This window comes from Chelatococcus sp. XZ-Ab1, assembly GCF_029309855.1.
Classification (GTDB): domain Bacteria; phylum Pseudomonadota; class Alphaproteobacteria; order Rhizobiales; family Beijerinckiaceae; genus Chelatococcus_A; species Chelatococcus_A sambhunathii.
The window spans coordinates 386,054-410,347 of the sequence record NZ_JARKII010000001.1 but is presented as its reverse complement, the minus strand read 5'-3'; the positions used below and the strand labels follow the sequence as shown (position 1 = coordinate 410,347).

Annotated in this window: 19 protein-coding genes and 1 tRNA gene; 14 read left to right on the top strand and 6 right to left on the bottom strand. The window is 67.6% G+C overall.

Annotation, left to right across the window (positions count from 1 at the left end):
• The first annotated feature begins 60 nt into the window (after positions 1–60).
• Positions 61–609, top strand: coding sequence for a MarR family winged helix-turn-helix transcriptional regulator (locus tag P2T65_RS02020; protein WP_245316208.1), 549 nt, complete (start codon positions 61–63; stop codon positions 607–609).
• Here P2T65_RS02020 and P2T65_RS02015 read toward each other — a convergent pair.
• Complete coding sequence (locus tag P2T65_RS02015; RefSeq protein WP_346348313.1) at positions 604–2,496, bottom strand: heavy metal translocating P-type ATPase; 1,893 nt, start codon at positions 2,494–2,496, stop codon at positions 604–606. The genes P2T65_RS02020 and P2T65_RS02015 overlap by 6 nt on opposite strands.
• Before the next feature lie 230 nt (positions 2,497–2,726).
• Between P2T65_RS02015 and P2T65_RS02010 the strand changes: the two genes are divergently transcribed.
• Complete coding sequence (locus P2T65_RS02010) at positions 2,727–3,164, top strand: VOC family protein (protein ID WP_071924038.1); 438 nt, start codon at positions 2,727–2,729, stop codon at positions 3,162–3,164.
• Positions 3,165–3,196: 32 nt separating this feature from the next.
• Here the strand turns inward: P2T65_RS02010 and P2T65_RS02005 are convergent, their stop codons facing one another.
• Positions 3,197–5,008: an ATP-binding cassette domain-containing protein gene (locus P2T65_RS02005; protein WP_055457494.1), complete on the bottom strand. Its 1,812-nt coding sequence runs from the start codon at positions 5,006–5,008 to the stop codon at positions 3,197–3,199.
• A 327-nt stretch (positions 5,009–5,335) separates the two neighbouring features.
• On the opposite strand from P2T65_RS02005, the gene P2T65_RS02000 reads away from it, so the two are divergent.
• Both P2T65_RS02000 and P2T65_RS01995 read left to right on the top strand, forming a co-directional pair.
• Positions 5,336–6,511 carry a lytic murein transglycosylase gene (locus P2T65_RS02000; RefSeq protein WP_055457495.1) on the top strand — a complete coding sequence of 392 codons (1,176 nt, stop codon included), beginning with the start codon at positions 5,336–5,338 and terminating at the stop codon, positions 6,509–6,511.
• 58 nt (positions 6,512–6,569) lie between these two features.
• The gene (locus P2T65_RS01995; RefSeq protein ID WP_071924041.1) at positions 6,570–7,523 is read left to right on the top strand and encodes an amidoligase family protein; all 954 of its coding nucleotides are present in this window, start codon (positions 6,570–6,572) and stop codon (positions 7,521–7,523) included.
• 3 nt (positions 7,524–7,526) lie between these two features.
• On the opposite strand, the gene P2T65_RS01990 is transcribed toward P2T65_RS01995, so the two are convergent.
• Positions 7,527–8,393 (bottom strand): SDR family NAD(P)-dependent oxidoreductase, encoded by an 867-nt coding sequence (locus tag P2T65_RS01990; protein ID WP_276199102.1) that lies wholly within the window; start codon positions 8,391–8,393, stop codon positions 7,527–7,529.
• A 102-nt stretch (positions 8,394–8,495) separates the two neighbouring features.
• Here P2T65_RS01990 and P2T65_RS01985 point away from each other — a divergent pair, with 102 nt between their 5' ends.
• Positions 8,496–9,467, top strand: coding sequence for a LysR family transcriptional regulator (locus tag P2T65_RS01985; protein ID WP_055457498.1), 972 nt, complete (start codon positions 8,496–8,498; stop codon positions 9,465–9,467).
• A gap of 341 nt (positions 9,468–9,808) precedes the next feature.
• On the opposite strand, the gene P2T65_RS01980 is transcribed toward P2T65_RS01985, so the two are convergent.
• A complete protein-coding gene (locus P2T65_RS01980; RefSeq protein ID WP_055457499.1) occupies positions 9,809–10,513 on the bottom strand; it encodes a glutathione S-transferase N-terminal domain-containing protein in 705 nt (234 codons plus the stop codon).
• Positions 10,514–10,772: 259 nt separating this feature from the next.
• Between P2T65_RS01980 and P2T65_RS01975 the strand changes: the two genes are divergently transcribed.
• The 4 genes from P2T65_RS01975 (at position 10,773) to P2T65_RS01960 (ending at position 16,808) form a co-directional block, all read left to right on the top strand.
• Entirely contained in the window at positions 10,773–11,696 is a 924-nt protein-coding gene (locus tag P2T65_RS01975) for an AEC family transporter (protein WP_055457500.1), read from the top strand.
• Between the two features lie 255 nt (positions 11,697–11,951).
• Positions 11,952–13,901, top strand: a complete 1,950-nt coding sequence (locus P2T65_RS01970; protein WP_055457501.1) for a PrkA family serine protein kinase — start codon at positions 11,952–11,954, stop codon at positions 13,899–13,901.
• A gap of 24 nt (positions 13,902–13,925) precedes the next feature.
• The gene (locus tag P2T65_RS01965) at positions 13,926–15,239 is read left to right on the top strand and encodes a YeaH/YhbH family protein (RefSeq protein WP_055457502.1); all 1,314 of its coding nucleotides are present in this window, start codon (positions 13,926–13,928) and stop codon (positions 15,237–15,239) included.
• Between the two features lie 12 nt (positions 15,240–15,251).
• Complete coding sequence (locus P2T65_RS01960; protein WP_276199101.1) at positions 15,252–16,808, top strand: SpoVR family protein; 1,557 nt, start codon at positions 15,252–15,254, stop codon at positions 16,806–16,808.
• 6 nt (positions 16,809–16,814) lie between these two features.
• Here P2T65_RS01960 and P2T65_RS01955 read toward each other — a convergent pair whose 3' ends face one another.
• Positions 16,815–17,696 carry a LysR family transcriptional regulator gene (locus tag P2T65_RS01955; protein WP_276199100.1) on the bottom strand — a complete coding sequence of 294 codons (882 nt, stop codon included), beginning with the start codon at positions 17,694–17,696 and terminating at the stop codon, positions 16,815–16,817.
• A 137-nt stretch (positions 17,697–17,833) separates the two neighbouring features.
• On the opposite strand from P2T65_RS01955, the gene P2T65_RS01950 reads away from it, so the two are divergent.
• From P2T65_RS01950 to lpdA, 5 genes are all read left to right on the top strand, one after another.
• A complete protein-coding gene (locus tag P2T65_RS01950; RefSeq protein ID WP_276199099.1) occupies positions 17,834–18,730 on the top strand; it encodes a polysaccharide deacetylase family protein in 897 nt (298 codons plus the stop codon).
• A gap of 226 nt (positions 18,731–18,956) precedes the next feature.
• Positions 18,957–20,189, top strand: coding sequence for a 3-methyl-2-oxobutanoate dehydrogenase (2-methylpropanoyl-transferring) subunit alpha (locus P2T65_RS01945; RefSeq protein WP_055457893.1), 1,233 nt, complete (start codon positions 18,957–18,959; stop codon positions 20,187–20,189).
• Positions 20,190–20,192: 3 nt separating this feature from the next.
• Positions 20,193–21,206, top strand: coding sequence for an alpha-ketoacid dehydrogenase subunit beta (locus P2T65_RS01940; RefSeq protein WP_055457505.1), 1,014 nt, complete (start codon positions 20,193–20,195; stop codon positions 21,204–21,206).
• Positions 21,207–22,499, top strand: coding sequence for a dihydrolipoamide acetyltransferase family protein (locus P2T65_RS01935; RefSeq protein WP_276199098.1), 1,293 nt, complete (start codon positions 21,207–21,209; stop codon positions 22,497–22,499).
• Positions 22,500–22,507: 8 nt separating this feature from the next.
• Positions 22,508–23,902 carry a dihydrolipoyl dehydrogenase gene (gene lpdA / locus P2T65_RS01930; protein ID WP_276199097.1) on the top strand — a complete coding sequence of 465 codons (1,395 nt, stop codon included), beginning with the start codon at positions 22,508–22,510 and terminating at the stop codon, positions 23,900–23,902.
• Positions 23,903–24,133: 231 nt separating this feature from the next.
• On the opposite strand, the gene P2T65_RS01925 is transcribed toward lpdA, so the two are convergent.
• Positions 24,134–24,209: transfer RNA gene (locus P2T65_RS01925), tRNA-Ile, on the bottom strand.
• Positions 24,210–24,294 lie beyond the last annotated feature (85 nt).

Below are 24,294 nucleotides of genomic sequence, written 5' to 3'. Positions count from 1 at the left end.
TTTGATATCTAATCTTTACAAGGCGAATGTTTTGATGTCAAATCAATGGCGGAGCAAGCCATGAAAGTTGATGAACGTCAGACAGTCCCGGTGGGTTCCGGGCTGGGGGAAGCCGGATCGAGCGCCGGTGGTTCCATGCGCATCCTGCCGGCGCAGGACGACCTGCAGGCCCTGTTGAAGGCCATCCGCCGCATCGTGCATGTAATGGAGACGCGCTCGAAGGCGATCTCGCGCTCGGTGGGCCTCACCACGTCGCAGATCGTCATCCTGCAAGGTGTCGCCGACCTCGGCGAGGTGACGACGAACGCCCTCTCCCGCTATGCCGACCTGACGCCGGCAACCGTCGTCGTGACCCTGGAGAAGCTCGAGGGGCGCGGCCTCGTCGAGCGCTACCGCAACGTCGTCGACCGGCGCATCGTCCACACCCGGCTGACCCCGGCGGGGCGGGACGTGCTCGCGGCAGCCCCGTCCCTCCTGCCCGACGAGGCGGCGGCCATGCTCGCGGCCCTGCCCGCCGGTGAACGCGCCGGTCTCGTCAGCGCCGTGCGCAACCTCGCCGACATGATGGAGAAGACAGGGAGCGTGGTGCCCGCGCCCACCGGCTCATGAGCCCTTGGGCGCCCCCGGCGCGCTCACGCCCGGCGCCGGCGCAAGCGCCCTGAGCGCGTTCATGATGGCGGCTACGTCGATCACCTCCTGCAACAGCGCGCCCTGCACCGGCGCGAGGAAGCCGGCGGCGGCCGCGAGCATGCCGAGCCCTGACAGGCCGATGCCGACATAGACGCTCTGAAGCGCGATGCGCCGCGAGCGCTGCGCGATGACGAGGGCATCCGCCACCGGCGCAAGGCCTTCCACCAGCAGCACGACATTCGCCGCCTCGGCCGAGGCGCTCGCCCCACGGGCGCCGACCGCGATGCCGACATCCGCCTCCGCGAGGGCCGGCGCATCGTTGATGCCGTCGCCGATCATCATGACCGCGCCCGTGGCCCTGCGGCGCTCCTGCCGCACGATGCCGAGCTTGTCCTGCGGGGACAGGTCGCCGCGGGCCTCCGCCAACGGCAGGCCGGCGGCGATCTCGGCGACGATGTCGCTGCGGTCGCCGGAGGCGAGGACGAGCCGGGAGACGCCCTCCTGCTCCAGGCGCGCGAGCAGGCCCGCCGCATCCGGCCGCAGGAGATCGGCGAGCAGCAGCACCGCCGCGAGGCGCCCGTCCACCGCGACCGCGACCGCCGCCGTGCTGCCGTCCATGCCCTCGATCGGCGGCACGGCCCCGTCGAGATATTCGCCGACATAGGACAGGCTGCCGACGGCGACCGGCCGCCCCTCCACCCGGCCAGCGAGCCCCCGCCCGGCCGTCTCGCTCACCTCATGCGGCGCCGACAAGGCGAGGCCGCGCTCTCCCGCCGCCTCGATCAGCGCCTCCGCGACGACATGCGCGGAGGCCTGGTCAAGCGAGGCGGCGAGCCGCAGTGCCTCGTCGGCATCGACGTCATCATCCCCGTTCGCCCCGGCGAAGACCCGCACATCGACGAGGCGGGCGCGACCGAAGGTCAGGGTCCCCGTCTTGTCGAGCACGGCGGTGCGCGCCTGCGACAGGGCTTCCAGCGCCCCGCCGCCCTTGATCAGCACGCCGTGCCGCGCCGCCTGCGACAGGCCGGCGACCAGCGCGACGGGCACGGCGAGGATGAGCGGGCACGGCGTCGCCACGACGAGCACGGCGAGCGCCCGCACCGGGTCGCCGCTGACGAGCCAGGCGGCGCCGGCGAGCAGCACGGTCACGGCGAGGAAGGCGATGGCATAGCGGTCGGCGAGGCGCGCCATCGGCGCCTTGGCCTTCTGCGCCTCCTCGACGAGGCGGACGATGCCGGCATAGGTGCTCTCGGCCGCCGGCCTCAGCACGAGGAGATCGAAGGCAGCGCCGATGTTCGTCGTGCCGCTCAGCGCCTCCCGCCCCGGCAACAGCCGCACCGGAACGGATTCCCCCGTGATGGCGGACTGGTCGACCATCGCCGGCTCGTCGACGACGCGCCCGTCCACCGGCAGCACGTCGCCCTGGCGGATCAGGAGGCGCTCGCCGGGGTGGATGTCGGCGAGCGGCACCTCGGCGATGCGTCCCTCCCCGTCGTAGCGCAGGGCGCTGCGCGGCACGCGCGAGAGCAGCGCCCGCATCTCCCGCCGGGCCCGCCCCTCCGCGTAGAATTCGAGATACTGCCCGCCGGCATACATCAGCGCCACGACGGCGCCGGCGAGCGTCTCGCCGAGAACGAGCGCCCCCGACATGGACAAGGCGGCGACGATATCGAGCCCGACGTCGCCGCGGCGCAGGCTGGTGATGATCTCGACGACGAGCACCGCGAGCACCGGCGCCGTCGCCGCCGCCCAGACATAGGGCGCAGCCGCACCATGGCCGGCCATGCGCAGCGCGAACCCGCCGGCGAGCCCGAGCATGGCGAGGAGCACGAGGAACGGACGCAGTCTGGCAACGCTCTCGGACAAGGCGAAGGCCCGGCACTGCCGCACGGCGCGGCAGCACCACTATGCAGCGCGATGCATCAAGGACAAGCGCGGCAAACCGTCCGAACCGCAAGCTTTCTATCGGGAGACGAGCGGCGAAGAGCTGCCACGTATCACAGGCCTCCCTTCCGAACCCCTCTATCAACCGCTTGCTCACCTGGAAAGCAGATCGATGAGTTTACGGCCCAGATCACACCTTGTAGATTGCACATATGGCGCTCAAACGGATGGACAACGTAGGAATCGTCGTCGAAGACCTCGGCGGAGCGATCGATTTCTTTCGCGAGCTCGGTCTCGCGCTCGAAGGGCGGGCCACGATCGAAGGAGAATGGGCCGGACGTGTCACTGGGCTCGCCGGCCAGCGCGTCGAGATTGCCATGATGCGCACGCCGGACGGCCACAGCCGGCTCGAGCTATCCCGCTTCCTCTCGCCGCCTGTGGCCGCGGATCACCGGACCGCTCCGGTCAACGCTCTAGGCTATCTCCGCGTCATGTTCGCCGTGGACGATATCGACGAGACGCTTGAAAAGCTTCGCAACCGCGGCGCGCAGCTCGTCGGCGAAGTCGTCCAGTACAAGGACGCGTATCGGCTCTGCTACATCCGCGGGCCTGAAGGGCTTCTCATCGGACTCGCCCAGGAACTCAGTTGAGCGCGCCTGCAGTTCGCCGACCTGCGCTCCGTCTACCCCTCCAGCTCCTCGCGCAGCATCTCCAGCTCGAGCCAGCGCTCCTCCGCCGCCGACAGCTCGCCCTGCACCTCGGCGAGTTTCGCGCTCACCCGCGCGAAGCCGTCAGGATCGCGGGCATAGAGCGCCTCGTCGGAGAGCCTTGCGGCCAGTTCGGCGACCGTCTTTTCCAGTTCGGTGATGCGGGCGGGCAGCGTCTCGAGCGCGTGCTTGTCCTTGAAGCTCAGTTTTTTGCGGGGCGCCGGCCCGGCCGGCTTCTCGGCCGCCGGCTTCGGCGGCTTCTGGGCCTTCGCCTTCTCCACCGCGCGCGCGTCGACGCCGCTGCCGCGCTGGGCGACCATGTCGCTGTAGCCGCCGGCATATTCGACGAAGCGCCCCTGCCCCTCCGCCATCAGGACGGATGTCGCCGCCCGGTCGAGGAAATCGCGATCGTGGCTGACGAGGAGGACGGTGCCGGCATAGTCGGCCAGCATCTCCTGCAGCAGGTCGAGGGTTTCGAGGTCGAGGTCGTTGGTCGGCTCGTCGAGCACGAGGAGGTTCGAGGGGCTGGCAAGGGCCTTGGCAAGCAGCAGCCGCGCCCGCTCGCCGCCGGAGAGCACCTTGACCGGCGTGCGCGCCTGCTCCGGCGAGAAGAGGAAGTCCTTCATGTAGCTGACGACGTGCCGCGACTGCCCGTTGACGACGACGCTGTCGCCCGCTCCGTCGGTCAGCACCTCCGTCAGGCTCGCCTCCGGATCGAGGGCCGAGCGCGTCTGGTCGAGCCGCGCCATGGCGACGTTCGCCCCGAGCCGCACCGTGCCGGCATCGGGCGCGAGCCGGCCGGTCAGCATCTCGACGAGCGTCGTCTTGCCGGCGCCGTTCGCGCCGACGATGGCGACGCGCTCGCCGCGGAAGATGCGGATGGAAAAATCCTCCACGATGCGGCGCTCGCCATAGGCCTTGGCGATGTGCTTCGCCTCGATGACGAGGGTGCCCGACAGCTCCGCCTCGCTCACCGTCATGTCGACATTGCCGAGCACGCGGCGCTGCTCGCGCCGCTCCCTGCGCATCGCACCGAGTTCGCCGAGGCGCCGCTGGTTGCGCTTGCGCCGGGCGGTGACGCCGTAGCGCAGCCAGTCCAGCTCCATGGCGATCTTGCGGTCGAGCTTGTGGCGCTCGCGCTCCTCCTGCTCCAGCACCTCGTCACGCCAGGCTTCGAAGGCGGCGAAGCCCTTGTCGAGCCGACGGGTGATGCCGCGGTCGAGCCAGACGGTGGCGCGCGAGAGGCTTTCGAGGAAGCGCCGGTCGTGGCTGATGAGGACGAGCGCCGAGCGCATGTTCTTGAGCTCGCTCTCCAGCCATTCGATGGCCGGCAGGTCGAGGTGGTTGGTCGGCTCGTCGAGGAGGAGGATGTCCGGTTCCGGCGCGAGCACGCGCGCCAGCGCCGCCCGGCGCGCCTCCCCGCCCGAGAGGTTCGCGGGTGCCTCCTCACCGGTGAGGCCTAGCTGCTCGAGGAGATAGCGCGCGCGGTAGGGCTCGTCGCCCGGCGCGAGCCCCGCCTCCACATAGGCGAGCGTCGTCGCGAAGGCCGACAGGTCCGGCTCCTGCGGCAGGTAGCGGATCGTCGCCGTCGGCTGCGCGAAGCGCTCGCCCCGGTCCTCTTCGACCAGACCGGCGGCGATCTTGAGCAGGGTCGATTTGCCCGAGCCGTTGCGGCCGACGAGGCAGAGCCGCTCGCCCTCGCCGACGCTGAGCTCGGCGCCCGTCAGGAGCGGCGTGCCGCCGAAGGTCAGGTGGATGTCGGTCAGTTGCAGGAGCGGCGGGGCCATGGTGCTCAAATGCTTTCGGCGCGGGATGGTTCGGCCCGCCATCTAGCGCAGCCGGGCGCCGCTGCCAAATGCGGCCCTCAGCCGGCCCGCTCGCGGAAGAAGGCGTCGATCGTCACCGCCGCCGTGTCGAGATGGCCGAGGAGGACGGCCACGGCCCGCTCGGCATCGCGCTCGCGCGCCGCCGCCAGCATCGCCAGATGGTCCTCCTGGGCCGAGCTGCTGCCCGGTGAGCGCGAGCAGCCGCGTCCGCTGACCGTGCGGGTCGGCTCCGGCGAAGAATCGGTTAGACTCCGCCGAAGAGGCAGGACACGCACAGGAGGAAGACGCATGCGATCGACGCTGCTCGGGGCCGCACTCGCCGTGACGCTGGCCAGCCCCGCGGCCGCCTCGTTCCAGTCCTGCGTCGCCGGCCTCAAACAGGAGGCGGCACAGCAGGGCGTCAGCCGCGCCATCCTCGACCGCGCGCTCGACATCTCCGCCCCGGACGAGAAGGTGCTGCGCCTGTCAACCGTCCAGCCCGAGTTCAAGACGCCGATCTGGGACTATCTCGCCTTTCTCGTCGACGAGGAGCGTGTGACCCAGGGGCGCGCCATGATGCGCCGCTACGATAGCATCCTGCGCGCCGCCGAGCGCCAGTTCGGCGTTGACCGCTTCGTCATCGCGGCCGTCTGGGGGGTCGAGACAGACTTCGGCCAGGAAGCGGGCAGCTCTTTCCTGCCGCATGCGCTCGCGACGCTGACCTGTGCCAGCAACCGGCGCACGAGCTTCTGGAAGGGCGAGCTGATGGCGGCGCTCAAGCTCGTCCAGCGCGGCGACCTCTCGCTCGACAAGCTCTACGGATCGTGGGCCGGCGCCTTTGGCCAGACGCAGTTCATCCCCTCCACCTACCAGCGCCTCGCGGTCGATTTCGACGGCGACGGCCGCCGCGATCTCGTCAGCTCGGTCGCGGACGCGCTCGGCTCCACGGCCAACTATCTCAAGCGGGCGGGTTGGCGCCAGGGCGAGTCGTGGATGTTCGAGGTACGCGTGCCGGCCGGCTACAACGGTCCCACGGGCCGGCGCAACAAGGCGCCGCTGTCCACCTGGGCGCAGCGTGGCATCACCCGCGCCGACGGCTCGCCGCTCTCCGGCGGGGCGCAGGCCGGCCTGCTGCTGCCGGCGGGGCCGAACGGTCCCGGCTTCCTCGTCTTCCGCAACTTCGACGCCATCTATTCCTACAATCAGGCGGAATCCTACGCCCTCGCCATCTCCCACCTCGCCGATCGCATGGCCGGCTACCCGCCGCTGCGCACGCCCTGGCCGACGGACGATCCGGGCCTGTCACGGGCCCAGCGCCTGCAGCTGCAGAAGCTTCTCATCGCGCAAGGCTACGATATCGGCGAGGCGGACGGGAAGATCGGCCCGGCGACGCGCGAGGCGATCGCTGCCGCCGAACAGCGCCTCGGCATGCCGCCGACGGGCCGCGCCGGAAATAGGATCTACCGGGCTCTCGGCGGGCGCTAGAGACCGCCGTCCGCGCCGGCCTCTGGCGAGCGGCCGCATCGATGCCCACATCGGGAGAATGGAGAGCCTCGCCCCTTCGGACGATCGCGAGCCCCGCTTCCATGCCCCGCCCGTTCCGCTGACGGCCGATGGCCGCCCGCGCAGGGTCGGGGTGGAAGTGGAATTCATCGGGCTGCCGGTCCGCGCCGCCGTCGATGCGCTCGCCGCCGCATTCGGCGGCTTGGTGCGGGAGGAGGATGCCCACGCCTGGCATCTCGAGGCGAGCGCCATCGGCGACCTCACGGTCGAGCTCGATGTCCAGCATGTCCATCCGCATCGCGCGCAGCAGCACTCGCTGCCACGCCTTTCGCCGCCCGTTTCGGCGCGGCTCGGCGCAGCCCTCTCGCCCTTCGTGCCGCGCGAGCTCATCACCGCTCCCCTGCGACTCGACGCGCTGCACCTTGCCGATCGTGCCGTCGACGTCCTGCGGCGAGCCGGCGCTCGCGGACGCGGCATCACGCCCTTCGGCGCGCTCGGCCTGCACTTCAATATCGCCCTGCCGGCGCTTGGCCCGCACAGTCTGGTGCGGCTCCTCAAGGCCTTCCTCGTTCTCGAGCCGCAGCTGCGCGAAGAGATCTATTCCGACGTCGTCGCCCGCCTCTTCGCGCCGCCAGCCTATCCGCCGGCCTATGTGGAGAAGGTACTGGCGCCGGACTACTGGCCGGACGCGGAAACGCTGGCCGAGGACTACCTCGCCGACAATCCCACGCGCCGGCGCTCGCTTGACCTCCTGCCCCTCCTCCTGCACCGCGATCCGGAGGGCATCGCCCCTCGCCTGACGGACAAGGTGAGCAAGCGCGAGGTGCTGCACTACCGCCTGCCGCTCGCGTGGGTCGGCGAGCCAGGCTGGAGCATCGCAGCGGATTGGAAGCGCTGGGTCGGCGTGGAGAGGCTGGCCGCCGACCTCGCAAAGCTCGATGCCGCGTGCCGCAGAGCGCTGGCCGGCAGCCCCCTCCTTGCGACAGGCCCGTGAGCCTTAGGGCAGGTCGCCGCCGTCGATACCGATGACATGGCCGCTCACATAGGAGCTCTCATCGCTCGCCAGGAACAGCACCAGGGCGGCCACCTCCTCCGCCGTGCCGACGCGCCGCATGGGGTAGGGAGCGACCAGTTGCTCGGTCGTTACCTTCCAGTCGCGCCGCACCCGCTCCAGCATCGGGCTCTCGATCGGTCCCGGCGCAATGGCGTTGATGCGCATGTCGCGTCCATATTCCTGGGCAGCGGCGCGCGTCATGTGGATGACGGCGGCCTTGGATGCGCCGTAGGCAAGGATGTTGGGAAAGGCATGCCGCCCGCCGATGGAGGCCATGTTGATCATGGCCCCTTTCGCGCGCACGAGATGAGGCAGTTCGTATTTCATCGACAGGAAGACGCCGCGCAGGTTGGTGGCGATCTGGTCGTCGAAGCCGGCGATGTCGGTGTCGGCGATCGGGGCGGGCGGCAGGTCGATGCCCGCGTTATTGAAGGCAATGTCTAGACGACCGAAGCGCGCCACCGTGTCGGCGACGAACCGCTCCATCTGGCCGGCGTCGCGCACATCCGACCTCAGATAGACGACATCGCCGCCACTCGCGCGCACGCGCTGCTCGACCGCGCGGCCGAGGTCCTCCCGCCGGCCGTTGAAGGCGACCCTGGCGCCGGCTGCTGCCAGAGCACCCACGGTCACCGCCCCGATGCCGGAGGTGCCGCCGGTGACGATCGCCACCTTGCCCGCGAGCCGCCCGGCCACCTGCGCCGCCGCCGGTCCCGCGACAAATCCGCTGCCGCCGACGGCTCCGGCCGCCAGCATGCCGCCGAGCAGGCTCCGCCGTGGCAGCCCGCCTTCCTGTGATTGAATGTCCATGGGATGTTCCTCGCTTGAACACGGAGGAATCTACCGATGCGGATTAGCGCGAAAAATCCGGTTCAACTTTGTGAACCTTTAAGCAACGCTTTATAATTGGTCATGACCTCGTCGGATCCCTTCTCGGGCCTTGCCGCCTTCCTCGCCGTCGCCGAGGCTGGCGGCTTCACGGCTGCCGCCGCGAAGCTCGGCGTGTCGCCCGCAGCCGTGAGCCAGGCGGTGAAGGCCTTCGAGGCGCGGCTCGGCACACCACTCTTCCTGCGGACCACCCGGCGGGTGGGCCTGACCGAGACGGGCGCCGCCCTACTTGCCCGCGCCGGGCCGGCGGCGGCCGAGATCGCCCGGGCGATCGAAGCTGTTGGGGAGATGGGCGAGGAGCCGGCCGGCCTGCTGCGTCTCACCGTCCCCCGCATGGCCGTGCCGCTCGTCGTCGAGCCCGTCATCCCGGCCTTGCGGCGGGCCCATCCCAAGGTGTCCGTCGAGATCTCCGTCGAGGACGCGACGGTCGACCTGCCGGCCCACGGCTATGACGCCGGCATCCGCATCGGCGAATTCGTGGAACGCGACATGGTGGCGGTGCGCCTCACGCGCGACATCGCCTGGTCGGTGGTCGCAAGCCCGACCTATATCGCCGCCCGCGGCACACCAGAGTTGCCCGACGACCTGGCCGGGCACGAGGCCATCCGCTACCGGTTTCCGACATCGGGCGCCGTCTACCGCTGGGAATTCGAGCGCGAGGGCCGCTCAGTGACGATCGACCCGCCGGGCGGCCTCCTCGTCAACGATGGTGCCCTGCTCGTCGCCTTCGCCGCGGCCGGCCTCGGCCTCGCCTATGTCGCCGATATCGCCGCCGAGGCGGAGATCCGGACCGGCCGGCTGGTACCGGTGCTGCAGCCGTTCCTGCCCCGCAGCCCGGGCCTCTTCCTCTATTTCCCGCGCCGGGCCGGGACGCAACCGAAGCTGCGCGCCTTCATCGACGTCGCCCGCCGTGTGCTGCGGCCGGCCCAGCGGGCGGAAGGCGCGGCTGCGGCCCAACCTTGGTGTTGTCCCTCATCGCCGGCCTGCTATCGGTGACGGCCGCGGCGACGATCTTGATGTAGCTCACCACGGTGCCCGGGCTATCCCAGTGCTGGGCATCCTTCCGGCGCAACCATCCGGACGCGCGAACGGAAGGATCATCCGGGCTGTCCAGCTTGCCACGCCGGAGAGAAAAGGAATCACCTGTCGGTCCCGGTTCGGGACAGCCGCCACGGGGCGCGAGCGAATATCCTCGCCACCGTGCGTGGTGAAAGGGCCGAAGCCGGTCTTGTCCACCAAGTCCCATAGGCGCGCAACGTCGTCATCGGCCATCGTTCAACGCCTTCGTTCGAAGACCGCCGGACGAAGACGGCAGGCGCGAGTTCCCTCCGGCCAGATCAGGATCGTCGCGGAATCTCGAGGCCCCTTTGCACGGCCGGACGCGCCAGACCCCGCTCGAGCCAGGCCGGCACATGTTTCAGCCCGTCGAAGCCGACGAGGTCCCCCGCACCATAGAAGCCGATGAGGTTGCGCACCCAGCCGAGCATCGAGATATCGGCGATGGTGTAGTCCTCGCCCATGATCCAGGCGCGGCCCTCCAGCCTCGTCTCGAGCACGCCGAGCAAGCGCCGCGATTCATGGACATAGCGCTCCAGCGGCCGCTTGTCGGCGATCTCGCGGCCGGCGAACTTGTGGAAATAGCCGACCTGACCGAACGTCGGCCCGATGGCGGCCATCTGGAAGAAGACCCACTGGATTGTTTCCCAGCGTCGTGCGGGGTGCTGCGGCAGGAGCCGCCCGGTCTTCTCGGCGAGGTAGAGCAGGATAGCGCCGGATTCGAACAGGCCGAGCGGGGCGCCTCCGGGGCCGTCGGGATCGATGATCGCCGGGATCTTGCCGTTGGGATTGAGTGACAGGAATTCCGGCGTCCACGTCTCGTTGGCGCCGAGATCGATGGCGTGCGCCTCGTAGGGCAACCCGGTCTCCTCCAGCATGATCGATACCTTCACCCCGTTCGGCGTCGGCGCCGAATAGAGCTGCAGGCGCTCGGGATGGGCGGCGGGCCAGCGCTTCGTAATCGGGAAGGCGCGCAGATCCGGCATCGTGGGCTCCCTCAGGAACGGACATCACCCCGCAACCGTAGCCGATGGAGGAAGGCGCTCAAGCCCGGCTGCAGCCATGAACCGACGGCCTCCGCCGCATGCGTGCCGAGGAATTGCCGGCCGACACCGCAGGCGCTATCCGCAGATTCAGGACCCGCCACTGCATGAGTTGAGGACGAATCACGATGCCGCCGACGGCCTTTCCGCTGAGGCAGCCGCGCCCGTCGAACGGTGAAGGACGGCCCGGGGGGCAGCGCGCGTGACCGGCCCAGTCGCACTCGCCCTCGTGCCCGTCGCCCTCATGATCGCGCTCGGCTACGGGCTGCGCCGTTCCGGCTTCATCGCCGAGGCGTTCTGGCCACAGGCCGAGCGGCTGTGTTATTTCGTGCTGCTGCCGGCCCTGTTCCTCAACAGCCTCGCGACGGCGGACATTGACGCCCTGCCCGTGCAGGAGTTGGCGCTCGTGCTCGTCGGTGCCACCGTCACGGTGGCCCTCATCGTCGTCCTCGCCCGCCCGCTGTTCCGCACCGACGGCGCCGCCTTCACCTCGATCTTCCAAGGCAGCATCCGCTTCAACAACTACATCGGGGTGAGCCTCGCCGCCGGGGTCTTCGGTGCGCCGGGCATCGCACTGGCCGCCGTGTGCAACGCGGCCATCGTGCCCACGGTCAATCTGCTGTGCATCCTCGTCTTCGCGCGCTTCGGCACGGCGCGGGTCGCAGCCCTCGGTGTCCTGCGGCTGATTGTCACGAACCCGCTGGTCGTCGCCTGCCTCGGCGGCATTCTGCTGCAATGGCTCGGCATGCGTCCGCCGGCCGGGATTGAGCCTGCGCTGCGAGCCCTCGGCGCCGCCTCCATGCCGCTCGGCCTGCTGTGCGTCGGCGCGGCACTCGACTTCGGCGCCGCCCGCTCTTGGATCGGCCCGGTCATCGCCTCTTCCGTGGCGAAATTCCTTGTCATGCCAATGGTGACACTGCTGGCCGTGCGACTCACCGGCCTCGGCGCACCGGCTGCGACCATCGCGCTGATGTTCCAGGCGCTGCCGACCGCCTCCTCCTCCTACATCCTCGCCCGGCAGCTCGGCGGCGACGCGCCGCTGATGGCGGGGATCACGGCCACGCAGACCGTGCTCGCGGCCTGCACCATCCCCGCTGTACTCGCCCTGTCCGCACTTGTTCCCTGACCGGCGACAGCGCTTCCGATCACATTATGGAAGAGAACAATTTCAGAAGGGCGGCGGAGCCCTATATTATTCTCGGGTGAGTCGGCAATCGATCGCTCCGGAGGTGTGATGTGACAGCCCGAAGGTGACTGCTGGGGCGCCCGCCGGTGCCCATTCCCGAAGAGGGAACAGTGGGTGTGCAAAATCGTTCACCCCGGGAGCAGGAGCCGATGGCCATCCCGTCGCAACAGACCGGGCCTGCCGCGGGAGAGCACGATGCAAAGGAGAGAATCCGACGTCTTCGATCTCTTTTCGGAGATTTATAGAAGTACGGCGCAGGAGGAGATGAGTCTGCAGGACTATCTTCTTGCATGCCGCGACGACAAGAGCATGTATGCCACCGCTCAGGAGCGGATGGTCGATGCAATCGGAGAACCGACGCTCGTCGATACGAGTGCAGACGAACGCCTCGGTCGCATATTCTCCAACAGAACGATCAAGATTTATCCGACCTTCGCCGACTTCTACGGCATGGAAGACACGATCGAGCGGATCGTGGGCTACTTTCGCTATGCGGCCCAGGGTCTCGAGGAGCGCAAGCAGATCCTCTACCTGCTCGGCCCCGTCGGCGGCGGCAAGTCGTCGCTCGCCGAGCAGCTCAAGAAGCTGATGGAGCTGCGCCCCATCTACACCCTCGCTATCAACGGTACCGTGAGCCCGATCTTCGAGTCGCCGCTCGGCCTGTTTCACCCCGAGCGCATGGCCGACCTCCTCGAGGACAAGTATGGCATCGCCCGACGGCGCCTGACCGGCCTCATCTCGCCCTGGGCGGCGAAGCGCCTCGATGAGGTCGGGGGCGACATCTCCAAGTTCAGCGTCGTCAGGCTGATGCCCTCGCGCCTGCGACAGATCGCCATCGCCAAGACCGAGCCGGGGGACGAGAACAACCAGGACGTATCCTCGCTCGTCGGCAAGGTCGATATCCGCCAGCTCGAGAACTACAGCCAGTCGGATCCTGACGCCTATTCGTACAGCGGCGGCCTCAACCGCACGACGCAGGGGCTGCTCGAGTTCGTCGAGATGTTCAAGGCCCCCATCAAGGTGCTGCATCCGCTGCTGACGGCGACCCAGGAGGGCAACTACAACGGCACCGAGAACTTCGGCGCCTTCCCCTATCAGGGCATCGTGCTCGCCCATTCCAACGAATCCGAATGGCTGCAGTTCAAGAACAACAAGAACAACGAGGCCTTCCTCGACCGCATCCTCGTGGTCAAGGTGCCCTATTGCCTGCGCGTGACCGAGGAACGGCAGATCTATGAGAAGCTGCTGCGCGAAAGCGCTCTCGCCAAGGCTCCGTGCGCGCCGGAGGTGCTGGAGATCCTGAGCCGCTTCACCGTCTCGACCCGGCTCGCCGAGCACGAGAACTCGCCGCTCTATACCAAGATGCGGGTCTATGACGGCGAGAACCTGAAGGATATCGACCCCAAGGCGAAGCCCGTGCAGGAATACCGCGATGCGGCCGGCGTCGACGAGGGCATGACCGGGGTGAGCACGCGCTTCGCCTTCAAGGTCCTGTCGGAGACATTCAACTACGACACCAAGGAGGTCGCGGCCGACCCCGTCCATCTCATGTACATCCTGGAGCAGGCCATCAGGCGCGAGCAGTTCCCGAAGGAGACGGAGACCGCCTATCTCGACTTCATCAAGTCCGAGCTCGCCACGCGCTATGCCGAGTTCATCGGCCACGAGATCCAGAAGGCCTATCTCGAATCCTACAGCGAATATGGCCAGAACCTGTTCGACCGCTATATCGCCTATGCCGATGCCTGGCTGGAGAACCAGGACTTCAAGGATCCCGACACGGGCCAGATTCTCAACCGCGAGATCCTCGACAGCGAACTGTCGCAGATCGAGAAACCGGCGGGCATCGCCAATCCGAAGGACTTCCGCAACGAAGTGGTCAAGTTCACGCTGCGCGCCCGGGCGAGGAACCACGGCCGCAACCCCGCCTGGACCAGCTACGAGAAGCTGCGCGAGGTCATCGAAAAGCGCATGTTCGCCCAGGTTGAGGACCTGCTGCCTGTGATCAGCTTCGGCTCCAAGAAGGACAGCGCCACCGAGAAGCAGCACGACGAGTTCGTGCACCGCATGGTCGAGCGTGGCTATACCAGGCGGCAGGTCCGGCGCCTCGTCGACTGGTACATGCGTGTCAACAAGGCAGGGTGAGGCGCCAATGGGCGAGGTCAGCGGATGCCGAATTTCATCGATCGCCGCCTCAACCCGAAGGACAAGAGCCTCGGGAACCGGCGGCGCTTCCTGCGGCGTGCCCACGAAGAGCTGAAGCGGGTCGTCAAGGAACGGATCAGGGCGGGCAAGATCGCCGATGTCGATGCCGAGCAGGGCGTGCCGATGCCCGCGCGCGGCACGGATGAACCGACCTTCCAGCCCGCTCGTACCAGCGGGCAGCGACAATATATCCTGCCGGGAAACAAGGAGTTCACGCCAGGCGACCGGATTCCGAAGCCCGGCGGAGGGACAGGCGGTGCCGGCTCCCGGGCCGGCCGCGGCCAGGCGGAAGACGACTTCCAGTTCGTGCTCTCGCGCGAGGAGGTGCTCGACCTGTTCTTCGAGGACCTCGAGCTACCCGACATGATCAAGCTCTCCCTCAAGGAGACCGTGTCGTACAAGCCGCGCCGGGCGGGCTTCGCGACGAGCGGTGCGCCGACGAACATCAACGTCGGCCGCACCATGCGCAACAGCTACGGACGGCGCATTGCCCTGCACCGGCCGCGGCGCGCGGATGTCGAGGCACTTGCCAGGGAGATCGCGATGCTCGAGACCGCCGCTCCCGCCGCCGGCCGCGGCCAGCGGCTCGAGGAACTGCGCGCAGAGCTGGAGCGGCTGGAGCGTCGGCGCCGGCGCATTCCTTATGTCGATCCCGTCGACATTCGCTACAACCGCTTCGAGCCGCAGCCGCTGCCCAACGCCAATGCGGTGATGTTCTGTCTCATGGACGTGTCGAGTTCCATGGGCGAGCGGGAGAAGGACCTCGCCAAGCGCTTCTTCGTGCTCTTGCACCTCTTTCTCAAGCGCCGCTATGACCGCATCGACATCGTCTTCATCCGCCACACCGACGAGGCGCGGGAGGTGGACGAGGACACCTTCTTCTATTCCACCCAGAGCGGCGGCACGGTGGTCTCCACCGCCCTCGAGGAGATGCTACGCATCATCGAGGAGCGCTATCCGGCACGGGACTGGAACATCTATGCCGCGCAGGCATCGGATGGGGACAATATCGCCGGCGATTCCGAGCGCTGCGCGTCCCTGCTCAACGGGCCATTGATGCGCCTTTGCCAGTATTACGCCTATGTGGAGATCATCGACGAACGCGAGACCGAGATCTTTGGCGCGACCGACAACGGCACTTCGCTCTGGCGGGCCTACCGCACTGTAAACGAGGCATGGCCCAACTTCCAGATGACGCGGATCGCGCGGCCGGCCGACATCTACCCGGTCTTCCGCAAGCTCTTTGCCCGCCAGCCCACGACGCCGCAGCGCAAGTGAACGGGGATCGGGATGACGAAACGGCCAACCTCACCGCTCCTCTTTTCCGGCTCCGACTGGAACTTCGCCACCCTCTCGCGCACCTATGACGCCATCGAGGCGATCGCGCTCGAGGAACTCGGGCTCGACGTCTATCCCAATCAGATCGAGATCATCTCATCCGAGCAGATGCTCGACGCCTATTCCTCGGTCGGCATGCCGCTGATGTACCAGCACTGGTCCTTCGGCAAGCGCTTCGTCTTCGAGGACCATCTCTACCGCAAGGGCCTGCGCGGCCTCGCCTATGAACTCGTCATCAACTCCAATCCCTGCATCAGCTACCTGATGGAGGAGAACACCATGGCCATCCAGGCCCTGGTGACGGCGCATGCGGCCTTCGGGCACAACCACTTCTTCAAGAACAACTATCTCTTCCGGCAGTGGACCGACGCCAACGCCATCCTCGGCTACATGGAATTCGCCAAGAAATACGTCACGAAGTGCGAGGAGCGCCACGGCACCGCCGCCGTCGAGGAGATCCTCGATTCCGCCCACGCCATCATGGACCAGGGCGTCTTCCGCTATCGCCGCCCGCCGCGTCTTTCCTCGGAGAAGGAGCGCGAGCGCGCCCGCGAGCGGCTGGAATACGAGGAACAGACCTACAACGACCTGTGGCGGACATTGCCGTCGTCTGCCGACAGCATCGACGGAGAGAACCTCTCCAAGGCCGAGCGGGAGGCAGCCGAGCGCAAGAAAGCCCTCAATCTGCCGGAAGAGAACCTTCTCTATTTTCTCGAGAAGAACAGCCTCATACTGGAACCGTGGCAGCGGGAAATCCTCCGCATCGTGCGCGTCATTGCCCAGTATTTCTACCCCCAACGCCAGACCAAGGTGATGAATGAAGGCTGCGCCACCTTCGTTCATTACTTCATCATGAATCGCCTTTACGATCAGGGAAAGATCAACGAAGGCACCATGCTGGAGATACTGCAGAGCCATTCGAATGTCGTCTTCCAGCCTGACTTCGACGATCCGCGTTTTTCCGGCATCAATCCCTATGCCTTGGGCTTTGCCCTGATGCAGGACATCGAGCGCATCGCGACGGAGCCGACGGCGGAGGACCGCGACTGGTTTCCCGACCTTGCCGGCAGCGGCGACTGGCGCGCCACGCTGATCGACGCCTGGGCCAACCACCGGGATGAGTCCTTTGTCCTGCAATATCTGAGCCCGGCGCTGATCCGGAAGTTCCGGCTCTTCCTCCTGTCCGACAGGGCGGGCGACAATTTCTGCGAGGTGGCTTCCATCCACAACGAGCGCGGCTACGAAGCGATTCGCGCCGCACTTGCCCGCAACTACGAGACCGGTGCCAACCTGCCCGACATCCAGGTGGTCGACGTCGACCTGCTCGGCAACCGGCACCTGCGACTCGCCCATTACATCAAGAACGGCATCCTCCTGGAGGAGGAGAATCGCGACGCCACGCTGCGCCATGTGCGCCGCCTCTGGGGCTACGACGTCAGCCTTTGCGGCATCGATGCGTCGACCGGCGAGACCCGCTACGAGCGTTCGACGGCGCAATTGTCCCAGTAGGCAACCTCATTGTGCGAAGAGGTGTCGCGCCATGAAGTCGACGAAGACGCGCAATTTGGGCGACATGTAACGGCTTGACGGCCACAGCAGCCGGAAGGTTCCTTCATGTTCCGTGTGCTCCGCGAGCACCGCGCAGAGTCGCCCATCGGCGAGTTGTCGGCGAATGGCGAAATCCGGCAGGCAGGCAATGCCAAGCCCCGCCTCTGCCATTGCGATCAGCGGCTCGATGGTGTTGGCGACGGCCGCCACCGGGATATCCGGCTCGCCCGGTCCACGCCGGAGCGGCCAGGGTTCGAGCTTGCCGCTCGTCGCATAGCGATGGTGCAGACAGGCATGGCCGGCGAGATCCGCGGGCGTGCGCGGCGTGCTCCTTTGCGCCAGATAGCGGGGCGAGGCAACGAGCCCGAGCCGGAAGCTGCCCAGGACGCGCATCATCAGGCGGGAATCGCTCACCGCACCGGCCCGCACCACCACGTCGAAGCCCTCCTCCACCACATCGACCAGCCGGTCGGTGAAGTCGAGGTCGAGCGCGATGGCCGGATGGGCCTGCATGAAGGCCGTGAGCGTCGGCATCATCAGCATGCCGGCGAGGGGCAGGCTCACGCGCAGCTTCCCGCGCGGCGTGCCCTGCGTCTGCGCCAGCTCCAGCTCCGCCGCCTCGATCTCGCTGAAGATGCGGCGGCAGCGCTCGAGAAAGCGCGCCCCTTCCGCCGTCAGCGTGATCGCGCGCGTCGAGCGATGCATCAGACGCACGCCAACCCTCTCCTCAAGCCGCGCGATCGCCTTGCCGATGGCGGACGAAGACACGCCGAGTTGCCGGCCGGCGACCGTGAAGCTGCGCGCCTCGGCGGCACGCATGAAGGCGTTGAAGGCGTGCAGGCTGTCCACGGGCGATTCCCCTATTTCGGACATTTTAGTCCGAAATCTTCGTCACTGAAGCCTGATTATTCTATCCTGCGAGCGGCTCTATAGCGCTTGCGACCGGCCGAGTGCGACCTCGGTCGAGGCGAGCAAGGAGTCCATTCATGTCACAGACTGCAGCAGTACCGCAGAAACACGGCCGCTTCCCCTATTCGGCCATCGTCGACCGCCCGCCCCTGCGCTGGCCGCACGGCGCGCGGGTCGCTGTCTGGGTCATCCCGAACATCGAGCACTTCCTGTTTGATCGGCCGGGCGCGGCGATCGTGCCGGCCACGACCGCCTTCGTGCCGGACGTGCTCAACTATTCCTGGCGCGACTATGGCGTGCGCGTCGGCATCTGGCGACTGATGGAGGTCATGGAGCGGCACGGCATTCGCGGCACGGCCGCCCTCAACGCCGACGTCGTTCGGCACTACCCGCGCATACTGGAAGCCGGCAAGGCGCTCGGCTGGGAGTGGATGGGGCACGGCACCAACAACTCCACCATGATCAACGCCCAGTCCGAGGAGGAGGAGCGGCACCTCGTCACGACGGTGCTCGACACCATCACCGAGGCCACGGGCACGCGGCCACGCGGCTGGCTGAGCCCGGGCCTGAGCGAAACCCACCGCACGCTCGACCTCCTCGCCGAGGCGGGGGTCGGCTACGTCGCCAATTGGGTCAATGACGAGCAGCCCTATCCCATGCATGTCAGGAACGGCAGCATGCTGTCGCTTCCTTATTCCGCCGAGATCAATGACTACGCAGCCTTCATCGAGCGCGGTCAGACGGGCGAGGATTTCGCGCGGACCATTCGCGACCAGTTCGACGGGCTCTATGAGGATGGCGCGGTGACCGGGCGGGTGATGGCCATCGCGCTGCACCCGTTCCTGATCGGCCATCCGCACCGCATGCGGGCCTTCGACAGCGCCCTCGCCCACATCACCGCGCGACAGGAGGTGTGGCTCGCCACCGGCAGCGAGATCGCCGACTGGTACGTGCAGCACCGTCAGGCGCGTTAAGTCCCGCTGCCCCGCACGCGCCACAACGTGAGCGAAGACGCCGCCCGCAGCCGATACACGCAACAGTGGAAATTGCGCCCGATCCGGCCGATGATCGGGGGGCGGCGCCTGTGCAGTTGCGTCGTCCCGATAGGCGGTGTCGCGATCGGACCGGGCCGGCGGCCATGGGCCCCGCGCCCGCGACGGTCGTGTTCTGGTAGTCCCGGCGAGCACATAGGCTTTCATGATGGACGACTTTCCCCCTCTCAGCCTGCACGTCCCCGAACCGGCAGTGCGGCCGGGCGGCACGCCAGATTTTTCCAACGTGCCGATCCCCAAGGCCGGCTCGGTGCCGCGGCCGCCGGTGGACGTCGATCCGCGCGACATTCGCGATCTTGCCTTCTCGATCATCCGCGTCCTGAACCGGGAGGGCGAGGCGGTCGGCCCGTGGAGCGGCCTGCTCTCCGACGAGGCCCTGCTCGAAGGCCTGCGCCACATGATGACGCTGCGTGCCTTCGACGCCCGGATGCTGATGGCGCAGCGCCAGGGCAAGACCTCCTTCTACATGCAGCACATGGGCGAGGAGGCCGTGAGCTGCGCCTTTCGCAAGGCGCTCGAGCCCGGCGACATGAATTTCCCCACCTATCGGCAGGCCGGCCTCCTGATTGCGGGCGGCTATCCGATGGTCGACATGATGAACCAGATCTTTTCCAACGAGGCCGATCCGCTGAAGGGGCGGCAGCTTCCCATCATGTACTCATCGAAGGAGCACGGCTTCTTCTCGATTTCCGGCAATCTGGGGACGCAGTTCGTGCAGGCCGTCGGCTGGGCAATGGCGTCTGCGATCAGCAACGACACCCGGATCGCGGCGGGCTGGATCGGCGACGGGTCGACGGCCGAGAGCGATTTCCACGCCGCCCTCGTCTTCGCCTCGACCTACCGGGCGCCGGTCGTGCTCAACATCGTCAACAACCAGTGGGCGATCTCGACCTTCCAGGGCATCGCGCGCGGCGGGGCCGGCACATTCGCCGCTCGCGGACTCGGCTTCGGCATCCCGGCGCTACGGGTCGACGGCAACGACTATCTCGCCGTCTACGCCGTCGCCCGATGGGCGGCCGAACGGGCCCGGCGCAATCTCGGTCCTACGCTCGTCGAATACGTCACCTACCGCGTCGGCGCGCACTCGACTTCGGACGATCCTTCGGCCTACCGGCCCAAGGACGAATCGGAGGCATGGCCGCTCGGAGACCCCGTCATCCGGCTCAAGAACCATCTCGTCCGGCGCGGCGTCTGGAGCGAGGAGCGGCACAGGCAGGCGGAGGCCGAGGTCATGGACAGTGTCATCATGGCGCAGAAGGAGGCCGAGAAGCACGGCACGCTGCATTCGGGCGGCAAGCCGTCCGTACGCGACATGTTCGAGGGCGTCTATGCCGAGATGCCGCCCCATCTCAGGCGCCAGCGCCATCAGGCCGGAGTCTGAGCCATGCCGCGCATGACCATGATCGAGGCCATCCGCTCGGCCATCGACATATCCATGGAGCGGGACGGCAAGGTCGTCGTCTTCGGCGAGGATGTCGGCTATTTCGGCGGCGTCTTCCGCTGCACGGCCGGACTTCAGCAGAAATATGGCAAGACGCGCTGCTTCGATACACCGATCAGCGAGCTCGGTATCGTCGGCACCGCCATCGGCATGGCGGCCTACGGCCTCAGGCCCTGCGTGGAGGTGCAGTTTGCAGACTATGTCTATCCGGCCTACGACCAGATCGTCTCGGAAGCGGCCCGTATCCGCTACCGCTCGAACGGCCAGTTCACCTGTCCCATCGTCGTGCGCATGCCGTCGGGCGGCGGCATCTTCGGCGGCCAGACCCACAGCCAGAGCCCTGAAGCGCTCTTCACGCACGTCTGCGGCCTGAAGGTGGTGGTGCCCTCGAACCCGCGCGACGCCAAGGGGCTACTGATCTCCGCGATAGAGGACCCCGACCCGGTCATCTTCCTGGAGCCGAAGCGGCTCTACAATGGACCGTTCGACGGCCATCACGAACGGCCGGTGACGCCGTGGTCCGGGCATCCGCTCGGCGAAGTGGATGCTGGCCATTTCACCGTCCCGCTCGGCAAGGCCGAGGTGCGCCGGCAAGGCAGCAGCGTCACGGTCCTCGCCTATGGCACGATGGTCTATGTGGCGGAGGCCGCCGCGCAGGAGACCGGCATCGATGCCGAGATCATCGACTTGCGGACGCTGCTGCCGCTCGATCTCGACGCAATCATCGAGTCTGTCCGCAAGACCGGGCGTTGCGTGATCGTGCATGAGGCAACGCTGACCTCCGGCTTCGGTGCGGAGCTCGCTGCCCTCGTCCAGGAGCATTGCTTCTACCAACTCGAAGCGCCCGTCGGTCGGGTCACCGGCTGGGACACGCCCTACCCCCACGCCCAGGAGTGGGACTATTTCCCCGGCCCGGCCCGCGTTGGCGAGGCACTGGTGCGAGCGATGGAGGCCTGAATGGGCGAGCGCATCGTCAAGCTGCCCGACGTCGGCGAGGGGATCGCTGAGGCGGAACTCGTCGAATGGCATGTGAAGGTCGGCGACCTGGTGCGCGAGGACGCCGTTCTCGCCGCTGTGATGACCGACAAGGCGACGGTCGAGATTCCCTCCCCCGTCGAGGGTGAAGTCGCCTGGATCGGCGCGGAGATCGGCGAGAAGGTGGCCGTCGGCGCACCGCTCGTGCGGCTCCGGACCCCGGGTGAGGACGACACCGACGCACCGGCGACGGCGGCAACCGGCCAGAGTGCGCAACCGGCTGAGCCGGAACCGTCCCGGTCGCCCGTGCCCGGGACGGTGGCGGAAGAGGCGGAGCCGAAGGCTGCCCGGGCCCCCGCAGCGCGCGCCACGCCCGCGTTAGGAGTGGCCCCGAGGCCATCGGGCGCGAAGCCGATCGCCTCGCCTGCCGTCCGCGGCCGTGCGCGGGAGGCGGGTATCGACCTGCGCCAGGTGCCGGGAACGGGCCCCGCCGGCCGCATCACGCACGAGGACCTCGACGCCTTCCTGAGGGAGGGGCCTGTCGGAACCCCGCGTTCAAGGCTCGCGCCGGACAATTCGGTCGAGGAGATCAAGGTCATCGGCCTGCGCCGGCGCATCGCGGAGCGGATGGAGCTCGCGCATGCCCGCATCGTGCCGATCACCTATGTGGAAGAGGTAGACGTCACCGCGCTCGAGGAGTTGCGGACCAAGCTCAACGCCGAGAAACGCGGCGACCGCCCGCGTCTGACGCTCCTGCCCTTCCTCATGCGCGCCATGGTCACGGCCATCCGCGAGCAGCCGATGATCAACGCTCACTACGAGGACGAGGCCGGGCTTCTCCGCCGCTTCGGCGGAATCCATATCGGCATCGCGACGCAGACCGATGCCGGCCTCCTCGTCCCCGTCGTCAGGCACGTGGAAGCCCGCGACATCTGGGACTGCGCAGCCGCGCTGAACCGCCTCGCGGAGGCCGCGCGCACGGGCACGGCGACGCGCGAGGAGCTCACCGGCTCGACGATCACCATTACCTCCCTCGGCGCCCTCGGCGGCATCGCCACGACGCCGGTGATCAACCGGCCGGAAGTCGCCATCATCGGGGTCAACAGGATGGCGGTCCGGCCGCTCTGGGACGGCAAGGAATTTGTTCCGCGCAAGGTCATGAACCTGTCGTCATCGTTCGACCATCGCATCATCGACGGCTGGAATGCCGCCGTCTTCGTGCAGCGCATCAAGGCGCTCCTTGAGACGCCTGCCCTGATCTTCGTGGAAGGCTGAGGAAGACGATGAACGAGATCGTTTGCTCGCTGCTCGTGATCGGCGCCGGCCCCGGCGGCTATGTCTGTGCGATCCGCGCCGGCCAGCTCGGCATCGATACGGTGATCGTCGAGAGCGGCAAGCTCGGCGGCACCTGCCTCAATGTCGGCTGCATTCCCTCCAAGGCGCTGATCCACGCGGCGGAAGAATTCGAGAAGGCCGTCCATTGGTCGGGCGCCTCGGCCCCGCTCGGCATATCCGTCTCTGCGCCAACCCTCGACCTGAAGAAGACGATCGCCTGGAAGGACCACGTCGTCGGCCGCCTCAACAACGGTGTCGCGAATCTCCTCAAGAAGGCTGGCGTGAAGTCCGTCCACGGCCGGGCCCGCTTCCGCGACGGCAAGACGGTCGCCGTTGAGACCGAGACGGGGGTGCAGGTCATCCGCGCGCAGGCGATCGTCATCGCCACGGGCTCCGAACCGGTTGCGCTGCCGAACCTGCCCTTCGGCGGAACGGTGGTCTCGTCCACCGAAGCGCTGGCCCTGACGAAGCTGCCAGAGACACTCGTCGTTGTCGGCGGCGGCTATATCGGCCTCGAACTGGGCATGGCCTTCGCCAAGCTCGGCACCGCCGTCACCGTGGTGGAAGCCGAATCCCGGATCCTGCCGCTTTATGACGCGGAGCTGACGCGGCCGGTCGTCAAGCGGCTGAAGGAGATCGGCGTCTCGGTGCTGACCGGCACCAAAGCGCGCGGCCTGTCGGGCAAGGGCGATGCGCTCATCGTCGAGACCGCAAGCGGCGAGAAGCGCGTCCCGGCCGAAAAGGTGCTGGTAGCGGTCGGCCGCCGCCCGGTCACCGACGGCTGGGGCCTCGAGGAGATCGATCTCGACATGGCCGGCCGCTTCCTGCGCATCGACGATCAATGCCGCACCTCGATGCGCGGCATCTATGCGATCGGCGACGTGACCGGCGAGCCCATGCTCGCGCATCGCGCCATGGCGCAGGGCGAGATGGTCGCCGAGATCGTCGCCGGCAGGCGCCGCAGCTGGGATGTCCGCGCCATCCCCGCCATCTGCTTCACCGATCCCGAGATCGTCGCGGTCGGGCTGTCACCGGAAGAGGCGCGCGCCGGAGGCCGCGAGATCAAGATCGGCCAGTTTCCCTTCAGCGCCAACGGGCGCGCCATGACGCGCCTCGGCGAGGACGGCTTCGTGCGCATCGTCGCGCGCGCCGACAACCACCTGGTGCTCGGCATCCAGGCGGTCGGCCAAGGGGTATCCGAACTCTCGACGGCCTTCGGCCTCGCCATCGAGATGGGCGCGCGGCTCGAGGACGTGGCCGCCACGATCCACGCCCACCCGACGCAGGGCGAGGCCTTCCAGGAAGCGGCCCTCAAGGCGCTCGGCCATGCGTTGCACATCTAGCCGGCCACCTTGCCGCCGCTGGCGTCTCAATGAGCAGGATCAGCCAGTATCTTGGGCACTCGAACACAACCGTCACTGAGCGCGTCTACACGAGGTTTGCCCCGGATCACTTGCGCGAGGAAGCCGGCATCCTCGACTTCACGCGCGTCCGCAGCGCAGGCCGATAGGTTCGATGAACCTTAGAGCAATCCGTTTTTGGGAAAGAAAATTCCGTTATTCCAAGACGTTAATTGGTGGGCCAGGCAGGACTCGAACCTGCAACCAGACCGTTATGAGCGGCCGGCTCTAACCATTGAGCTACTGGCCCGTCAAGGACGTGGCGCCGCCGGCACGGTGTGCGGCACAAAGACATTCCGCAGCGCCGAGCTTCCATGGCACAGGCGGCGGACGCT

Coding starts and splice junctions, on each gene's coding strand:
- P2T65_RS02020 (WP_245316208.1), top strand. CDS start 61: ATGAAAGTTGATGAACGTCAGACAGTCCCGGTGGGTTCCGGGCTGGGG.
- P2T65_RS02010 (WP_071924038.1), top strand. CDS start 2,727: ATGGCGCTCAAACGGATGGACAACGTAGGAATCGTCGTCGAAGACCTC.
- P2T65_RS02005 (WP_055457494.1), bottom strand. CDS start 5,008: ATGGCCCCGCCGCTCCTGCAACTGACCGACATCCACCTGACCTTCGGC.
- P2T65_RS02000 (WP_055457495.1), top strand. CDS start 5,336: ATGCGATCGACGCTGCTCGGGGCCGCACTCGCCGTGACGCTGGCCAGC.
- P2T65_RS01995 (WP_071924041.1), top strand. CDS start 6,570: ATGGAGAGCCTCGCCCCTTCGGACGATCGCGAGCCCCGCTTCCATGCC.
- P2T65_RS01990 (WP_276199102.1), bottom strand. CDS start 8,393: ATGGACATTCAATCACAGGAAGGCGGGCTGCCACGGCGGAGCCTGCTC.
- P2T65_RS01985 (WP_055457498.1), top strand. CDS start 8,496: ATGACCTCGTCGGATCCCTTCTCGGGCCTTGCCGCCTTCCTCGCCGTC.
- P2T65_RS01980 (WP_055457499.1), bottom strand. CDS start 10,513: ATGCCGGATCTGCGCGCCTTCCCGATTACGAAGCGCTGGCCCGCCGCC.
- P2T65_RS01970 (WP_055457501.1), top strand. CDS start 11,952: ATGCAAAGGAGAGAATCCGACGTCTTCGATCTCTTTTCGGAGATTTAT.
- P2T65_RS01965 (WP_055457502.1), top strand. CDS start 13,926: ATGCCGAATTTCATCGATCGCCGCCTCAACCCGAAGGACAAGAGCCTC.
- P2T65_RS01960 (WP_276199101.1), top strand. CDS start 15,252: ATGACGAAACGGCCAACCTCACCGCTCCTCTTTTCCGGCTCCGACTGG.
- P2T65_RS01950 (WP_276199099.1), top strand. CDS start 17,834: ATGTCACAGACTGCAGCAGTACCGCAGAAACACGGCCGCTTCCCCTAT.
- P2T65_RS01945 (WP_055457893.1), top strand. CDS start 18,957: ATGGACGACTTTCCCCCTCTCAGCCTGCACGTCCCCGAACCGGCAGTG.
- P2T65_RS01940 (WP_055457505.1), top strand. CDS start 20,193: ATGCCGCGCATGACCATGATCGAGGCCATCCGCTCGGCCATCGACATA.
- P2T65_RS01935 (WP_276199098.1), top strand. CDS start 21,207: ATGGGCGAGCGCATCGTCAAGCTGCCCGACGTCGGCGAGGGGATCGCT.
- lpdA (WP_276199097.1), top strand. CDS start 22,508: ATGAACGAGATCGTTTGCTCGCTGCTCGTGATCGGCGCCGGCCCCGGC.